13 protein-coding genes are annotated in these 15,398 nt (G+C 66.9%); 10 read left to right on the top strand and 3 right to left on the bottom strand.

Annotated elements, in window-relative coordinates; translation table 11 throughout:
- The first annotated feature begins 26 nt into the window (after positions 1–26).
- The 4 genes from C1A30_RS29055 to C1A30_RS29040 all read left to right on the top strand — a co-directional run bounded on the left by C1A30_RS29055 (position 27) and on the right by C1A30_RS29040 (position 3,355).
- A complete protein-coding gene (locus C1A30_RS29055; RefSeq protein WP_101951688.1) occupies positions 27–962 on the top strand; it encodes a LysR family transcriptional regulator in 936 nt (311 codons plus the stop codon).
- An 81-nt stretch (positions 963–1,043) separates the two neighbouring features.
- A complete protein-coding gene (locus C1A30_RS29050) occupies positions 1,044–2,450 on the top strand; it encodes an MmgE/PrpD family protein (RefSeq protein WP_235010243.1) in 1,407 nt (468 codons plus the stop codon).
- A gap of 69 nt (positions 2,451–2,519) precedes the next feature.
- Entirely contained in the window at positions 2,520–2,903 is a 384-nt protein-coding gene (locus C1A30_RS29045) for a nuclear transport factor 2 family protein (RefSeq protein WP_101951687.1), read from the top strand.
- Complete coding sequence (locus C1A30_RS29040) at positions 2,900–3,355, top strand: nuclear transport factor 2 family protein (RefSeq protein WP_101951686.1); 456 nt, start codon at positions 2,900–2,902, stop codon at positions 3,353–3,355. Before C1A30_RS29045 ends, C1A30_RS29040 begins: the two co-directional genes overlap by 4 nt.
- A 150-nt stretch (positions 3,356–3,505) precedes the next feature.
- On the opposite strand, the gene C1A30_RS29035 is transcribed toward C1A30_RS29040, so the two are convergent.
- Complete coding sequence (locus C1A30_RS29035; RefSeq protein WP_101951685.1) at positions 3,506–5,617, bottom strand: acyl-CoA dehydrogenase; 2,112 nt, start codon at positions 5,615–5,617, stop codon at positions 3,506–3,508.
- Positions 5,618–5,888: 271 nt separating this feature from the next.
- Between C1A30_RS29035 and kstR the strand changes: the two genes are divergently transcribed.
- Both kstR and otsB read left to right on the top strand, forming a co-directional pair.
- Positions 5,889–6,494, top strand: a complete 606-nt coding sequence (gene kstR, locus C1A30_RS29030) for a cholesterol catabolism transcriptional regulator KstR (protein WP_200828558.1) — start codon at positions 5,889–5,891, stop codon at positions 6,492–6,494.
- Positions 6,495–6,497: 3 nt separating this feature from the next.
- Positions 6,498–9,065 carry a trehalose-phosphatase gene (otsB, locus tag C1A30_RS29025; protein ID WP_101951683.1) on the top strand — a complete coding sequence of 856 codons (2,568 nt, stop codon included), beginning with the start codon at positions 6,498–6,500 and terminating at the stop codon, positions 9,063–9,065.
- On the opposite strand, the gene C1A30_RS29020 is transcribed toward otsB, so the two are convergent.
- Complete coding sequence (locus tag C1A30_RS29020; protein ID WP_101951682.1) at positions 9,062–10,162, bottom strand: LacI family DNA-binding transcriptional regulator; 1,101 nt, start codon at positions 10,160–10,162, stop codon at positions 9,062–9,064. The two genes, otsB and C1A30_RS29020, sit on opposite strands and share 4 nt — an antisense overlap.
- A gap of 93 nt (positions 10,163–10,255) precedes the next feature.
- On the opposite strand from C1A30_RS29020, the gene C1A30_RS29015 reads away from it, so the two are divergent.
- The 4 genes from C1A30_RS29015 to C1A30_RS29000 are packed head-to-tail and all read left to right on the top strand — an operon-like array spanning position 10,256 to position 14,517.
- On the top strand, positions 10,256–11,170 hold the full coding sequence (locus tag C1A30_RS29015) for a metal ABC transporter solute-binding protein, Zn/Mn family (protein WP_101951681.1): 915 nt from the start codon (positions 10,256–10,258) through the stop codon (positions 11,168–11,170).
- A 9-nt stretch (positions 11,171–11,179) separates the two neighbouring features.
- Positions 11,180–11,995: a metal ABC transporter ATP-binding protein gene (locus C1A30_RS29010; protein ID WP_101951680.1), complete on the top strand. Its 816-nt coding sequence runs from the start codon at positions 11,180–11,182 to the stop codon at positions 11,993–11,995.
- Positions 11,988–12,854, top strand: coding sequence for a metal ABC transporter permease (locus C1A30_RS29005; RefSeq protein ID WP_101951679.1), 867 nt, complete (start codon positions 11,988–11,990; stop codon positions 12,852–12,854). The genes C1A30_RS29010 and C1A30_RS29005 overlap by 8 nt, the downstream gene beginning before the upstream one ends.
- A 40-nt stretch (positions 12,855–12,894) precedes the next feature.
- Positions 12,895–14,517 (top strand): AMP-binding protein, encoded by a 1,623-nt coding sequence (locus C1A30_RS29000; protein WP_101951678.1) that lies wholly within the window; start codon positions 12,895–12,897, stop codon positions 14,515–14,517.
- On the opposite strand, the gene C1A30_RS28995 is transcribed toward C1A30_RS29000, so the two are convergent.
- Entirely contained in the window at positions 14,514–15,320 is an 807-nt protein-coding gene (locus C1A30_RS28995) for a sulfurtransferase (protein ID WP_235010242.1), read from the bottom strand. The genes C1A30_RS29000 and C1A30_RS28995 overlap by 4 nt on opposite strands.
- Positions 15,321–15,398: the final 78 nt, after the last annotated feature.

Here is a 15,398-nt window from a genome sequence, read left to right as displayed (position 1 = left end):
GGTCAGCCCCGACTTAAGCTCGGTCCATGGAACTGCGGCAGCTGCGCTACTTCGTCGCCGTCGCCGAGGAATTGCACTACGGCAGAGCCGCGGAACGGCTGCACATCTCAGGTCCCGCGTTGTCGCAGCAGATAATCGCGCTGGAACGCGAGCTCGGGGCCGAGTTGTTCGTCCGCGATCGTCGCAGCGTTGCGCTGACCGATGCGGGACGGTCCCTGCTCGACGATGCGCGCAGAATGCTCGCGCTGGCCGAGGACGCCCGTCAACGCCTGCGTCGCACAGCAACCGAGGCGACACCGCTTCGGATGGGTTACGTCAGTTGGTTACCCGACGACATCACTGCTCTGCTGGCACCGACGGCCCCGGTGCGAGTCGATGAGTGGGTGCTGCCCTCGCATGCCCAGGCCGACCGTGTCGCCGAAGGCAGCCTCGATCTCGCGATTGCATGGGTCGATCGGATTGAAGCCGAAACACGCGGGCTTGCAGTTCATCTCGTCCGAGCAGAGCCTCTACACGCGGTACGACCCGGTTCGGCGATGCAAGTGCCTGCTGCGCGCGTCACCGTGCTGACCGATCCAGGCGGCCCGACTTGGTCGTCGTGGAACCGCTTCATCCAGCAATTCGCCGTCGACACGGGCGCGCGCGCCATACCCGTCGAGGATGGCGGCATCACCGGTGACGCGTTCTACGCGCATGTGCGACGACTTCGGGTGCCTGTGCTCGAGTCGCCGAAACGGCACACGTCGACAATGCCGCCGCGGCTGGGGCAGTGCGAGGTGACCGATCCGGTTCCGCTGTGGACGTGGTCGCTGCTGCACCGGGCACACGACGACCGCCCGGCTATCGCGCACGTCGTCGAGTCCGTGATCGCGTTCGCTGAAAGCCGAAACTGGCGCATCGCCCCGGCAGGTGACTGGTGGGTGCCGGCGGGCGACCCGCACCGCACCACCCTCGGTCCGTAGACCTGTGGTACGAAGTTCCACCGACCACAGGTAAGCATTTGGTCGTGGCGGCGCTGTTCCGCGAACAGTTGACTAAAAGCCATGACAGACAAGCACATTGTGGATGAGCTGGCCCAGTGGGTGACTGAGGCGGCTGCGGTGGACATCGACGCCGATTCCATGTGGCTACTCAAGCGCAACGTGCTCGACAGCATCGCTTGCGCGATCGGTGCACTCGATGGAGAACTGATCGGTCCGATCCGCGCGCACGCCGAGAAGTTCAGTTCCCGCCCCACCGCGACCTTCATCGGAGGCGGGCGAGCATCGGTCGATCAGGCGGCATTCTTCAACGCCGTGCTGGTGCGCTATCCCGACCTGTTGGACACATTCCTGACACCAGGCGGCCTCTGCCATCCGGCGGACAATTTCGGTGCAATCTTCGCGATGGCCGAGCACGTTGACGCCAGTGGTCTGGATTTTCTGCTCGCCCTTGCGGTGGCCTATGAGATCCAGTGCCGGTTCAGCGCTCAGGTCCCCGTCATGGCCCGCGGGCTGAATCACGCTCTGCAACTGGCGATGTCGTCATCCGCTGGGTCGGCAAAGCTCCTCGGTCTTGACGCCGCCCGCACCGCGTCGACCATCGCCGCCTCAACAGTCGACAACGTGTCGCTGGCCGCAGTGCACGCCGAACCGGTTTCGAACTGGAAGGGCATCTCGCCGGCGATGACCGGCATGCGAGCGGTGTACACAACACTACTGGCTGCTCGCGGAATCACCGGTCCCCGTGCGCTTTTCGACGGCCCGAACGGGCTCGAGTTGCTCTTCGACCAAGGTATCGACATGCGCACCGCCGATCGATCCTTGACAGCGGTGAGGCAGACCTACCTCAAGCAGTACTGCTCACTGATTCACGGCCAGGCCATCATCGATGCGACGCTGGCGATTCGCAACGAGTACCGACTCAACGGCCGCGATGTCGCCTCGGCGACACTCGAGGTGTTCCAGGGCGCTTTCGATTTCGCGGGTGGCGGCAGCTACGGCGATAAGGAGCATCCGTCGACCAAGGAGCAGGCCGACTACAACCTGAAATATCTGACCGCCGTCGCACTGCTCGATGGACAGGTCGGACCCGAACAAATCGAAACCGAGCGCGTCAACCGTGGCGACGTGCAGGACCTGCTGTCTCGTGTTGACGTCAAGCCCGCACCGGATCTCACCGCGGCCTATCCCGGACGGACCGCTGCCCGCGTGCACGTCGAGACGCACGATGGGCGGACACTGTCACGCGAGCAATCGGACTTCGAAGGTTCGCCGACTCAACCGATGTCCTGGGACCGGGTGGTCGAGAAGTTCGACTGGCTGGCCGAGCCGTTCGCTGACCACGCGTTGCGAGACGACATCGTCACGGCCGTCAACAACCTCGAACGCATACCGATCTCGGAACTTGCCGGCCTGCTCTCCGCGGTGAGCCCGACGGCCAGGAGTCGGCGCACCAGGGGGCGAATGTAACCTCCATTGACATACAGACAGCCGGTACGTAAGTTGCATACCACCCGTATGTAACTGAGAGGAGCCGTCATGCGCGATCTGTTCCACCGCTACGCCGACGTCTGGGGCAGCCACGATCCCGACGCAATCATTGCCCTGCACACCGACGACACCCGCTTTCACGCTCACATCGGCCAAGAACCTGCACACGGCAAGGCAGCGGTTCGTCAAGCGTTCGCCGACCTCTTGGCCCAGTTCCCCGATCTCGGCTTCGAACAGGTCTCGCTCATCACCGGCAGCGACTTCTGGGTGGTGGAGTGGATGATGACCGGCACTCTCGCGGCGACGGGTGCGCAGTTCGAGGTCGACGTGATCGACCTGATCACGGTCGAAAACGGCCGCGTCAGAACAAAAGACAGCTATCTAGACGCGGTTTCGATGCAGGCGCAGCTCGGCCTGGCGGTCGCGCAGTGACCGCCGCTTCCACGGCTTCCACCGCCGAGTTCGTCGAATTCTTCGCCGTGGGTTGGAAACTCGGTGCCGGCGACGCCGACGGTTTCTTCCGGCACTTCGGACCGCGCATGCACCCCGACACCGAACTGATTCAACCCATCGCACCACCCGCGCGAGGGCCAAACGCGTTGCGGGAACTGTTCGGACCGCTGTTCAAGGCAGTGCCTGACCTGACCGGCGAGCTGAACCGATCGGGCGAGACCGCCGACGGCGTGTTCATCGAGCTGACCTTGCGCGGCCATCTGGGTGGCAAGCCCGTCGAGTGGACCGTTATTGACCGAATCATCCTGCAGGACAACCTGATTCGCGAGCGGCGGTCGTACTTCGACCCAATGCCGCTCCTGAAGGCGGTAGCTCTGCGCCCGCGCGCCGCGCTGCCGCTGCTGCTCAGCCTCTTCCGGAACCGGCGCTAGGGCTTCGGCGTCAGGCAGAACTCACCCACCAAGGTGGCTCCATCCGGACCCTGCACAGGCGCTTTGGCCGGAGCGGCGGGGTGAACCTCACCACGGAAACCGCGTGCGCGCAGACCACATTCATCTGACCGCCCCCTGCGCGAGCGGTACTCAGCGCGGCAGGCCCAGCAGGCGCTCGCCTGCCATCGTGAGCAGGATCTGCTCGGTACCGCCCGCGATGGTCAGGCAGCGGGTGTTGAGGAAGTCGTGTACTTCCTTGTTCTCGACGATGCCGGCGCCTTGCGAGATGTCCATCCGGAACTCCGAGAGCGCCTGGCGGTACCGGACGCCAATCAGCTTGCGCGCGCTGGCCTGTGGGCCCGGATCCTGGCCGCCGAGGATCAACTGCGCGATCCGCTGATCGAGCAGCGACCCCACCTGCGCGGAGCGAATGAGTTCTCCGAGTTGGTCGGCGACCGCGGGATCGACGTCGAGTTCGCCGACGGTGCGGAGCAACTCCTCCATCGGGTTGCCCAGTGCGGTGCCGTGCGCCATCGCGACACGCTCGTTGGCCAGGGTGGTGCGCGCCAACCGCCAACCGTCATTGACCTGCCCGACGACCATCTCGTCGGGCACGAACACGTCGTCGAAGAAGACCTCGTTGAACAGATTGTCACCGGTGATCTCGCGCAGCGGACGGATCTCGATGCCCGGCGATTTCATGTCGATGATGAAGTACGTGATGCCCTTGTGCTTCGGCGCCTCCGGATCGGTGCGCGCCAAGCACACACCGAACTGCGCCCAGTCCGCTCGCGACGTCCACACCTTCTGCCCGGTGAGCTTCCAGCCCCCGTCGGCGCGAACCGCTTTCATCCTCAGCGACGCCAGATCCGAGCCGGCACCTGGCTCGCTGAACAGCTGACACCAGAACAGCTCACCGGTCAGCGTCGGCGGTACGAACCGCCCGATCTGCTCTGGGCTGCCGTGTTCGAGGATCGTCGGCGCGGCCCACCACCCGATCACCAGATCCGGCCGCACCACACCGGCTTTCGCCATTTCCTGGTCGATCAGCAGCTGCTCGGCGGGGCTCGCTTCGCGGCCGTACGGTCGCGGCCAGTGCGGCGCGAGAAGCCCGGACTCCGCAAGCGCCGCCTGCCGCTTCTCGGCGGGCAGCGCCGCGATTTGGGCTACCGTCGAAGCGATTTCAGGCTGCAGGTCGGCCACCGATTCCAGATCGATGTGCAGGTCGCGGCGCACCCCGTCGCCGGTCAACGCGGCCACCCGCCGTAACCAACGCGACAATCCGCCGAGGAACTGCGAAATCCCGTACGCGCGACGAAGATACAGATGCGCGTCGTGTTCGAAGGTGATCCCGATACCACCGAGCACCTGGATGCAGTCCTTGGCGTTCGCTTTGGCCGCCTCGATCGCGGTGGCCGCCGCCACAGCGGCAGCGATCGACAGTTGGCTGCCATCGGAATTCGCGACCGCGGCCGCGGCGTCCCTGGCGGCCACCGAAATCTGTTCGGAGCGCAGCAGCATCTCCGCGCACATGTGCTTGATCGCCTGGAAGCTGCCGATCGGCTTACCGAACTGCTCGCGCACCTTCGCGTACTCGGTGGCAGTCTGCAGCGTCCAGCGGGCCACCCCCGCGGCCTCGGCGGCCAGCACCGTCGCGGCCAGATCCGTCACCCGCTGCGCGTCGACGTCCAACACGTCCGCGGCCGCCGACTCCAGCACCGCCCGCGCCAGCGGGCGGGAGAAGTCCGTGGCCTTCACCGGTTCGATCGTCACGCCAGCCGCGCTCGCGTCGACGAGCAGCCACCTGTCCCCCGCGGGAAGGATCAGCACCCCGGCCGCGTCAGCGCCCAGTACGTACTCCGCGGTGCCGGTGACCTGATCGGCGTCGTAGCGCAGATCGGCCGACAGAGCGACGCCTGCGGTCCGCTCCCCCGACGCGAGCGCCTCGAGCAGCTTGGCGTGCGGTTCGCCGAGCACCAGCGTGGCCAGCGCGGTGGTGGCGACCGGGCCGGGCACCATCGCGGCGGCGGCCTCGTCGACCATCGCGCACAGGTCCTCGGCCGTGCCGTCCGCACCGCCGAACTCCTCGGGCAGTGCGACGCCGAACGTGCCCAGGTCGGCAAGGCCCTGGTAGGGGGTGCGCCACGCGTCAGCGTCACCACGCTCGACCGCACGCGCGGTCTCCACAGCGGCCGAGCTGGACGCCCAGCTACGGACCAGATCGCGCGCGGCAAACTGCAAGTCGATGATCGTGGCCGACACCGTAGACTCCTACCTTCGGGCGAGAAGTGCGTGCTTCTCACTAGAACGTGTTCTAATAGTGCCAGCGTTCGACCGTCAAGTCGACCGCCATCGCAGCAGTACACGTCGGTGCCGCGGCAGCGCTGGGGTGAGAAAATTGAGCCGCGCATGCGTATCGTTTTCGACGCATACGCACGAACAAGGAGCAGTCGACCACATGTCTGGGACGTCGCAGCCGGCACAGCCCACGTCAGGTCCGGGCTCGGATTCGCGACCGCGCCAGGTGATGAACGTGGCCGTGCTGGCGGAGTCCGAGCTGGGGTCAGAGGCTCAGCGGGAGCGCCGCAAACGCATCCTGGACGCCACACTGGCCATCGCCTCGAAGGGTGGTTACGAGGCAGTACAGATGCGTGCGGTGGCCGAACGCGCGGATGTCGCCGTCGGCACCCTGTACCGCTATTTCCCGTCGAAGGTGCACCTGCTGGTATCCGCGCTCGGCAGGGAGTTCGAGCGCATCGACGCCAAGACCGATCGTGCCGCGTTGATGGGCGGCACGCCGTATCAGCGACTGAACCTGATGGTCAGCAAGCTGAACCGGGCGATGCAACGCAACCCGCTGCTGACCGAGGCCATGACGCGTGCGTTCGTGTTCGCCGACGCGTCCGCGGCCGGTGAGGTTGATCACGTCGGCAAGTTGATGGATTCGATGTTCGCCCGCGCCATGAGCGACGGCGAGCCGACCGAGGACCAGTACCACATCGCGCGGGTCATCTCGGATGTCTGGCTGTCGAACCTGCTGGCCTGGCTGACCCGGCGAGCGTCGGCAACGGACGTCAGCAAGCGACTCGATCTGGCCGTGCGTCTACTCATCGGGGACGGCGAGCACCCTAAGATTTAGCGGGTGGCATCGGAGCCGGATAGCCGGCGACATTCAGCAGGAGCGCTGCCTGTCGAACTCCAACGCGCGCTGGGCACCGTCGCGCGGGTGCCGCGCCTCTTGGTGGCCTGCGACTACGACGGCACCTTGGCGCCGATCGTCGCCAACCCCGATGACGCCCGTCCACTGACCGAATCGGCGGCCGCCCTTCGTGCGCTGGCCGCGCTGCCGTCGACGACGGCCGCGTTGATCTCGGGTCGCGCGCTGCGCGACCTCGCGACGCTGTCCCGGATGCCCGCCGAAGTTCATCTGGTGGGCAGCCACGGGTCGGAGTTCGACACCGGGTTCGTGCACGCCATCGACGATTCGGCCAAGGCGCTGTTGGGCAGGATCAAGGACGCCCTCGGCGCGATCGCGGCCGAGTACGCCGGTGTCACAGTCGAGATCAAGCCGGCCAGCGTCGCGCTGCACGTGCGCAACGCCGACCCCGACGATGCCAGGGAGGCCCTGGACAGGGCGCAGTCCGCCGCGATGCACTGGGACGCACAGGTGACCACGGGCAAGGCGGTGCTGGAGTTCGCCGTCATCCAGACCGACAAGGGGCAGGCGCTGGACATCCTGCGCCACCAGGAGGCGGCGTCGGCGGCGGTGTTCATCGGCGACGACGTCACCGACGAGAAGGCCTTCCGCCGACTGCACGGTCCCGACGTCGGCATCAAGGTGGGCGACGGTGAGTCGCTTGCCGGCTACCGCGTCGATTCGCCGGAAGACGTTGCGGCCGTGCTGGAATGCCTGCTCGAGGCGCGCCGCACCTGGCTGCTCGGCGGCCACAGCACGCCGATCGAGCGGTTGACGATGCTGTCCAACTCGCGCACGGTGGCGCTGCTGACACCGGACGCCGACGTGGTGTGGATGTGCCACCCACAGGCCGACTCCGCCGCGGTGTTCTCCCGACTACTCGGCGACGCCACCTCGGGCCATTTCTCGATCGGTCCGCAGCGGGAAGCGCTGCCGTTGTCGCAGCGCTACGTCACCGGCACGATGACGGCCGAAACACGTTGGGCGAGCTTGCTTGTCACCGATTACCTGTCACACGATGTCGGCGCGGGACGCACCGACCTGATCCGGGTGATCAGCGGACAGGCCAAGGCGGTGGTGGAATTCGCACCGCGCCCGGAGTTCGCACAGGCGCCCGTTCATCTGCAGGCGGACGCGGACGGACTACGCGTATTCGCCACCAACGACCCGATGGTGTTGCGCTCCCCTGGAGTCGAATGGGAGATCGTCCCGGACGGTTTGCACCAGACGGCGCGCGCCGTCGTCGACCCGTCGCAGGGCGCGGTGGTGCTGGAACTGCGGTGCGGTACCGAGGACCTGACGGAAAGCCCGGTCGACGCCGACTCGCGCCGTGCGCGTGCGGAAAGCTATTGGAGCGACTGGGTTTCCACGCTCACGCTGCCGTCGCTGAAGCCGGAGTTGATGAAGCGCTCGGCGCTGACGCTGCGCGGGTTGGTGCACGCCGACACCGGCGCGATCATGGCGGCGGCCACCACGTCGCTGCCCGAGGAGATCGGCGGGGTGCGCAACTGGGACTACCGCTACTGCTGGATCCGCGACGCCGCAATGACCGCATCGGCGTTGGTGTCCCTCGGGTCGACCGAGGAAGCCGAGGGGTACCTGCGCTGGCTGCACGGGGTGATCGAGACCATGCACGGACCCGAGCGGCTGCATCCGCTGTACGCGTTGTCCGGGGCGATACTGGGCCCCGAGGCGGTGATCGATTCGCTGCCCGGCTATGCGGGCTCACGTCCGGTTCGGGTCGGCAACGCCGCCAACGTGCAGGTGCAGTTGGACGTGTTCGGTCCTGTGGTCCAACTGATTTCGGATCTCTGTCATCGCCGGGTGGCCGACGGCGTTTCGAAGCCGTTGACGGACGCGGACTGGAATCTGGTCAGCGAGATGGTGTTCGCGGTCGAAAGCCGATGGATGGAACCCGACCACGGGATCTGGGAGATCCGCGGCAATCCCCGCCACCACGTCTACTCGAAGGTGATGTGCTGGTTGACGGTGGACCGCGCGTTGAAGCTGGCAACGGAATTCGGGCGGGTGGCGCCGTCCGGATGGGCGGCGCTCCGTGATGAGATCGCCGCACAGGTGCTCGAGCGCGGTTGGAACGACGAGGTGCGCTCGTTCACCGCCGCCTACGACGGCACCGACCTCGATGCGGCCACACTGCATATCGGCTTGTCCGGTTTGATCGACCCGTCGGATGAGCGGTTCGCGGCCACCGTTGTCGCGACCGAAGCCGAATTGCGCAGCGGCGCAACCGTTTACCGGTACCGCCGGGACGACTGCCTGCCCGGTACCGAGGGCGGGTTCCATCTGTGCGCCGCATGGTTGCTCGAGGCCTACCTGCTGGTCGACCAGCGTTCGCAGGCCGAGGCTCTGTTCGACAGGCTGGTCGCCGCGGCGGGGCCGACGGGGCTGTTGTCCGAGGAGTACGACCCGGTCGCCGAGCGCGCACTTGGCAATCATCCGCAGGCCTACAGCCACATCGGCCTGCTGCGCTGCGCGCAACTGCTGGACGGCTAGGCAGGCGCACCCGACGTGCGACCGCGCACGACTTCGGTCTCCAGCACGTCCATCACCGGCAGGCCGTCGCGCGGCGGATTGTGCAGTAGCTGCCCGGCCCGCCTGCCCTTTTCCATGCTGGGCTGGACGACGGTGGTCAGGCCGCGGCGCAGCGCCTCGGGGATGCCGTCGAATCCGGTCACCGTCATCTGGCCGGGCACGTAGATCCCCCGCGCCCGCAGGTAGTCCATCGCCGAGATCGCGAGCACGTCGGCGGTACACATCAAGGCGGTGACGCGCGGGTTGGCCTCGAGCGCCACCTCGGCGGCCGCGCCACCCGACGTCGGCAGGTGCTCGTAGCTTTCCACCACGGTCAGCGACGAAGGATCCAGACCCGCATCGGTCATCGCGTCGTAGACGCCGTGGATGCGTTCGCGCTGGACGTGGAAATGCGGCGTCTGCACCCGCTCGGGATCGGCCACCGCTGGGCCGGGGCCGCCGTGCGGCCAATCCCGTCCCAGTCGCATGGTCAGCAGCGCGATCTCCCGATGCCCAAGTCCCAGAACGTATTCGGCGAGCTGTCGCATCGACCCCCGATCATCGATGGAAACCCGCGACGTGCCGGGCACGTCCTTAGGCTGATCCACGACGACGACCGGCAGATGCCGCTGCTGCACCACCGACAAATACGGGTCATCATCTGAGGCCGAGTACACCACGAACCCGTCGACACCGGCCGCCAGCACAGCCGCCGACCCGTCGCTGACGCTGCGGTTCGGCCCGATGGCCACCAGCAGCAGGCCCTGCCCGGCCTCCTCGCACGATTCGGCAAGACCGGCAACGAAATCCAGCGCGGCGGGATCGGAGAACGAATAGTTCAGCGGTTCGGTGATCATCAAGCCGACCGCACCGGCCTTGCGGGTGCGCAGCGAGCGGGCGACCGGATCCGGACCGGGATAGCCCAACCGCTTGGCGGTGGCCAATACGCGTTCGCGAAGATCGGACGACAGCTGATCCGGTCGGTTGTAGGCGTTGGAGATCGTGGTGCGCGAGACTTTCAGCTCGGCGGCCAACGAGGCCAGCGTCGCACGCCGTCTTGGCGTGGGGCTCCTCGACATGCTCCCCGAGGTTAGCGGATCAAGTTGGTAAAGCCCGGCAGCCGTGCGCTAGAGTAATTGGAAACGGTTTTCATTTGTATTTAGGAGTGTGCGATGCGCGCGATCACGGCAGCGGCGACTCTGCTGGTGAGCACGGCCCTGATCGGCGGGATGACCGGCTGCAGCCAGGGCAACAAGGCCGCCTCCGACCACCGGCCGTCGGTGGTCGCGTCGACGAATGTCTGGGGCAGCGTGGCACGCGCCGTCGCCGGCGACCACGCGTCCGTGCAGGCGATCATCTCCAATCCGGCTGACGACCCGCACTCGTTCGAGGTCACACCGGCCGACGCCGCGTCGATCTCCGACGCCTCCCTGGTGGTGTACAACGGCGGCGGTTACGACCACTGGGTCGACGACGTGCTGGCCACCCACAAGGACGTACCGGCCGTCGACGCGTACTCGCTGCTGTCCGCCTCCGTGCCGCGGCCCGCCAACGAGCACGTGTTCTACGACCTGGAGACCGCCAAGGAGGTCGCCAAGCAGATCGCGGCGAAGCTGTCGCAGGTCGACGCGTCGCACGCCGACGACTACAAGACCAACGCCGACCAGTTCTCCCAGCAGGCCGACACGATCGCCGCCGCCGAGCGTGCCATCGGCGCCTCCCATCCCGGCTCGTCCGTGGTGGCGACGGAACCCGTCGCGCACTACCTGCTGACCAACTCCGGGATCGTCGACAAGACGCCGGAGGGCTTCACCAAGGCGATCGAAGCCGACACCGACCCGTCGCCCGCCGACCTGGCCGCGCTGCTCGACTTGATCAAGAACCGCCAGGTGTCGGCGTTGGTGTACAACTCGCAGACCCAGACCAACGTCACCGAACAGATCCAGGCCGCCGCCCGACAAGCCTCGGTGCCGATCATCACGGTGACCGAGACGCTGCCCGCCGGCGTCGACTTCCTGACCTGGCAACGGCAGACCGTGGACCAGCTGGCCAGCCAGCTGGACAAGGCAGCACAGAGCACCCGATAAGTTCTCCTTGTGCCTGCTGACGTCGTCGCCGAATTGACCGGTGCCTGTCTGAAATTCGGCGATCGCGCGCTGTGGAACCATCTGGACCTGACCGTCCGCGCCGGCGAGTTCGTCGCTGTGCTGGGACCCAACGGCACGGGCAAGACGTCGCTTTTCAGGGTGCTGCTCGGTCAACTCGCGCTCAGTGCGGGCAGCGTCACGGTGACGGGGCAACCGGTGCGCACCGGCAGTGAGCGGATCGGTTACGTCCCCCAGCACCGGGCGGTGGAACGCGGAGGGTCGATGCGCGGCCAGGATCTCGTCGGCCTTGGCTACGACGGACATCGGTGGGGCGTGGCCAGTGTGCGGCGCACTGAAAGGGCGGCCAAACGCGCCGCGGTACAGCAGGCGCTCAAACAGGTCAACGGAATGCACCTGGCCGCGGTGCCGGTCGGCGTGATGTCCGGCGGCGAGATGCAGCGGGTCCGGATCGCGCAGGCGCTGGCGACCGATCCGGTGCTGCTGCTGTGCGACGAACCGCTGCTGAACCTCGACCCCGCCAACGCCCGCCTGGTGTCCGCGCTGATCGATCGGCGCCGCCGCGAAGCCGATACCGCGGTGCTGTTCGTCACCCACGAGGTGAATCCGGTTCTGCCGTACGTGGATCGGGTGCTGTATCTGGTCGACGGCCGGTTCCGGATCGGCGCCGTCGAAGAGGTGATGACGTCGGCGACGCTGTCCGAGTTGTACCGCGCCGACATCCAGGTGGTGAAGGTGGGCGGCCGCTACGTGGTGGTCGGCCAGGAGGACCACTCGGGCCACGCGAGCGGACACGAGCATGACTGACCGGCTCACCGACATGTTGTCGAAGCTGTTCTCGTTCGACGTCACAGCCGATCTGCTCGGCCGTGATTTCGTCCAGCAGGCGCTGCTGGCCGCCGCGCTGCTGGCACTGGTGTCCGGTCTGATCGGACCGTTCATCGTGATGCGCCAGATGTCGTTCGCTGTGCACGGGTCGAGCGAATTGTCGCTCACCGGAGCATCTTTCGCGTTGCTGGCTGGTTTCAACGTCGGCTTCGGCGCGCTACTCGGCTGCGGGTTGGCTGCGGTGCTGTTCGGCATTCTGGGGCAGCGGGCGCAACAGCGTGATTCGGCGATCGGTGTGGTGCTGGCGTTCGGACTCGGCCTCGCGGTGTTGTTCATCCACCTCTACCCCGGCCGTACCGGCACCAGTTTCGCGCTGCTGACCGGTCAGATCGTCGGCGTCGGCTACTCCGGTCTTGCGTTGTTGACCGTCGTCGTGGTGCTCGTCGTCGCCGTGCTTGCGGTGTCCTATCGGCCGTTGTTGTTCGCCACCGTCGATCCGGAAGTTGCTGCCGGACGCGGTCTTCCGGTGCGCGCATTGGGGATTGTGTTCGCCGCTCTGGTCGGCGTGACGGCAGCGCAGGGTGTGCAGATCGTCGGCGCCCTGCTGGTGATGTCGCTGTTGATCACCCCGGCGGCGGCCGCGGTGCGGGTGTTCGCCTCGCCGGCCGCCACGATCATCGCCTCGGTGGTGTTCGCCGAGATCTCGGCGGTGGGCGGGATCCTGTTGTCGTTGGCGCCCGGTGTGCCGGTATCGGTGTTCGTCACGACCATTTCGTTCGCAATCTTCTTGGTGTGCTGGGCGATCGGGAACCGCCACCGCGAGCGCGCGTCGGGCTGAACTGCCTCGAACCGGGAGCGCAGTACGTACGCTTCTGGTGATGGAGGCGCTGACCACATCACACTGGATTCCCGACGGCAGCGGTCCACCGTTGCTCGACAGTGTCACCGTCGGCAGCCGGCTGCGTGAGGTCGCCGCGCAGGTGCCTGACCGCGTCGCCCTCGTCGAGGGACTAGCCAAACCGGGCCGCCGCGAGTGGACCTACGCGCAGTTGCTCGCCGACGGCCAACGTTGCGCGCGTTGGCTGTTGCAACACTTTCGGCCCGGCGAGCACATCGCGGTGTGGGCGCACAACCTGCCGGAGTGGGTGATCGTCGAGTACGGCGCTGCGCTGGCCGGTCTGACACTGGTGACCGTCAACCCGAGCCTGCAGCCCGAGGAGGTGAAGTACATCCTTGGACAGTCGCGGGCGGCTGGGCTGCTGCACGTCGACGAGGTCAGAGGCAATCCGCTTGGCGCGCATGTCAAGGTCATCCGCCCGGATCTGCCCGACCTTCGGGAAGTGTTCCTGCTCGACCAACTCGACGAGCTGACCGCGAACGCGCCCGAGGTGACGCTGCCTGCCGTCGACGAGAACCACCCCGCCCAGATCCAGTACACGAGTGGCACCACCGGCTTCCCCAAAGGGGTGATGCTCCCGCACACGGCGATCGTCAACAACGCCCGCCTGTGGGTCGATCGGGTCGAGATACCCGACGGCGTCGGCATGCTGTTGCCGATGCCGCTCTTCCATACCGGCGGCTGCGTGATGGGCGTGCTGGGGGCGCTGGACCGCCGCGCGAAACTGGTGTTGATGCCCATGTTCGACCCGGGTGCGTTCCTCGAGCTGATCGAGTTGGAGCGGCCGTGGTATGCCGGCGGCGTCCCGACAATGATCATCGCCGCCATGGAGCACGAGGACCTCTCGCGTCGCGACCTGTCGTCGCTGCACTCGGTCGTGTCGGGTGGTTCGCAGGTGCCGGAGGCGCTGGTCAAGCGCGTCGAAAGCACGCTGGGTGTCGACTTCACCATCGTCTACGGCCAGACCGAGTGTTCTCCCGTGCTGACCAACACGTTTCCATCCGACAGTGCCGCCGACAAGGGTTCGACAGTGGGAAAACCGCTGCCGCACACCGAAATCCGCATTGTCGACCCGACGTCACTGGAGACGGTTCCGATCGGCTCGTCCGGAGAGCTCTGGGCCCGTGGCTATTTCACGATGCTCGGCTACTTCAACATGCCCGAGGTGACCGCCAAGACGTTGACCTCCGACGGTTGGGTGCAGACCGGCGATCTGGCGGTGCTGGACGAGCGCGGCTACTGCCGAATCGTCGGCAGGTGCAAGGACATGATCATCCGCGGCGGCGAGAATCTCTTCCCCGCCGAGATAGAAGAGGTCCTCTACCGTCATCCCGCCGTCGCGGAGGTGGCTGTGGTCGGGTTACCCGACGATCGCTGGGGTGAGGTGGTCGGCGCGTTCATCCGGCCACACGATCCTGCCGCGCCGCCGACCGCCGCCGAGTTGCGTTCCCATGTGCGGGCCCACATCTCACCGCAGAAGACACCGACGAGGTGGTATGCCGTCGACGGCTTCCCGCTCACCGGATCCGGCAAGATCCAGAAGTTCGCCATCCGCGAGGCGTGGCAGAAGGGCGCACACGACGGCGCCGAACTCGCCGACTAGCCGGTTTCGACGGGACGCGTTGAGTCCGAAGACCATTCGGACCACGAACCGGGATACAGCGAAGCGTCAACACCTGCTGCCGCCAGCGCCGCCACCACGACCGAAGCGGTGACGCCGGACCCGCAGTAGACCCCGACGGGTCCGTCGACGGCAGGCAACCGGTTCAGCGCGAAGGTGCCGTCGTCGCCCAGAAGCGCTGTGCTTGGCACATTGCGGGCGCCGGGAATGTGGCCCGCCACCGGATCGATGGGCTCCGTCTCCCCGCGGAACCGCTCGGGTGCGCGGGCGTCGAGCAGCACGTCGGCCGCGGCGGCCTGGTCCGCGATCAACGTCGGCAGCGCGCCGGCGTACAGGTCGTCATGCGGCACCCGCACGTCACCGGGTTCGGGTGTGACACTACCGGTTTCGAGCGGCCCTTTCCACGCGCGCAGGCCGCCGTCGAGGATTCGCACGTCGCCGATGCCCGCAGCGGTGAGCACCCACCACGCCCGCGCCGAACCTGCCCGGTTCCAGTCGTCGTAGACGACGACAGGGACGCCATGGCGCAGACCCCAGCGCCGCCCCGCGGCCACGAGATCGCGGCCAGAGGGAAGCGGATGTCGTCCGCGCCCCACCACGGTGTGATCGCTGAGTTCGTCGTCGAGGGAGACGTACACGGCGCCGGGCAGGTGGCCCTGTTCGTAGGCGGCCCTGCCGTCGGGCTCCGCCAGCTGCCAGCGCACGTCCAAGATCGTCAGCGGTTCGCCGGCGTTCAAGCGCCGAGCCAGTTCGGTCGCGGTGATCAACACCTTGTCGGGACTCACCGCATCGATAGTGCCACCTAAGCTGTCGGCCGTGACCGAGCACGCCTTCAGCGCAGCCGAGCGACGCGCCGTCTACCG

The sequence above is a fragment of the Mycobacterium sp. 3519A genome, from assembly GCF_900240945.1.
Taxonomy (GTDB): Bacteria; Actinomycetota; Actinomycetes; order Mycobacteriales; family Mycobacteriaceae; genus Mycobacterium.
Note: the sequence above shows the minus strand (reverse complement) of the source record. Positions and strands in the feature narration are given on the sequence as shown.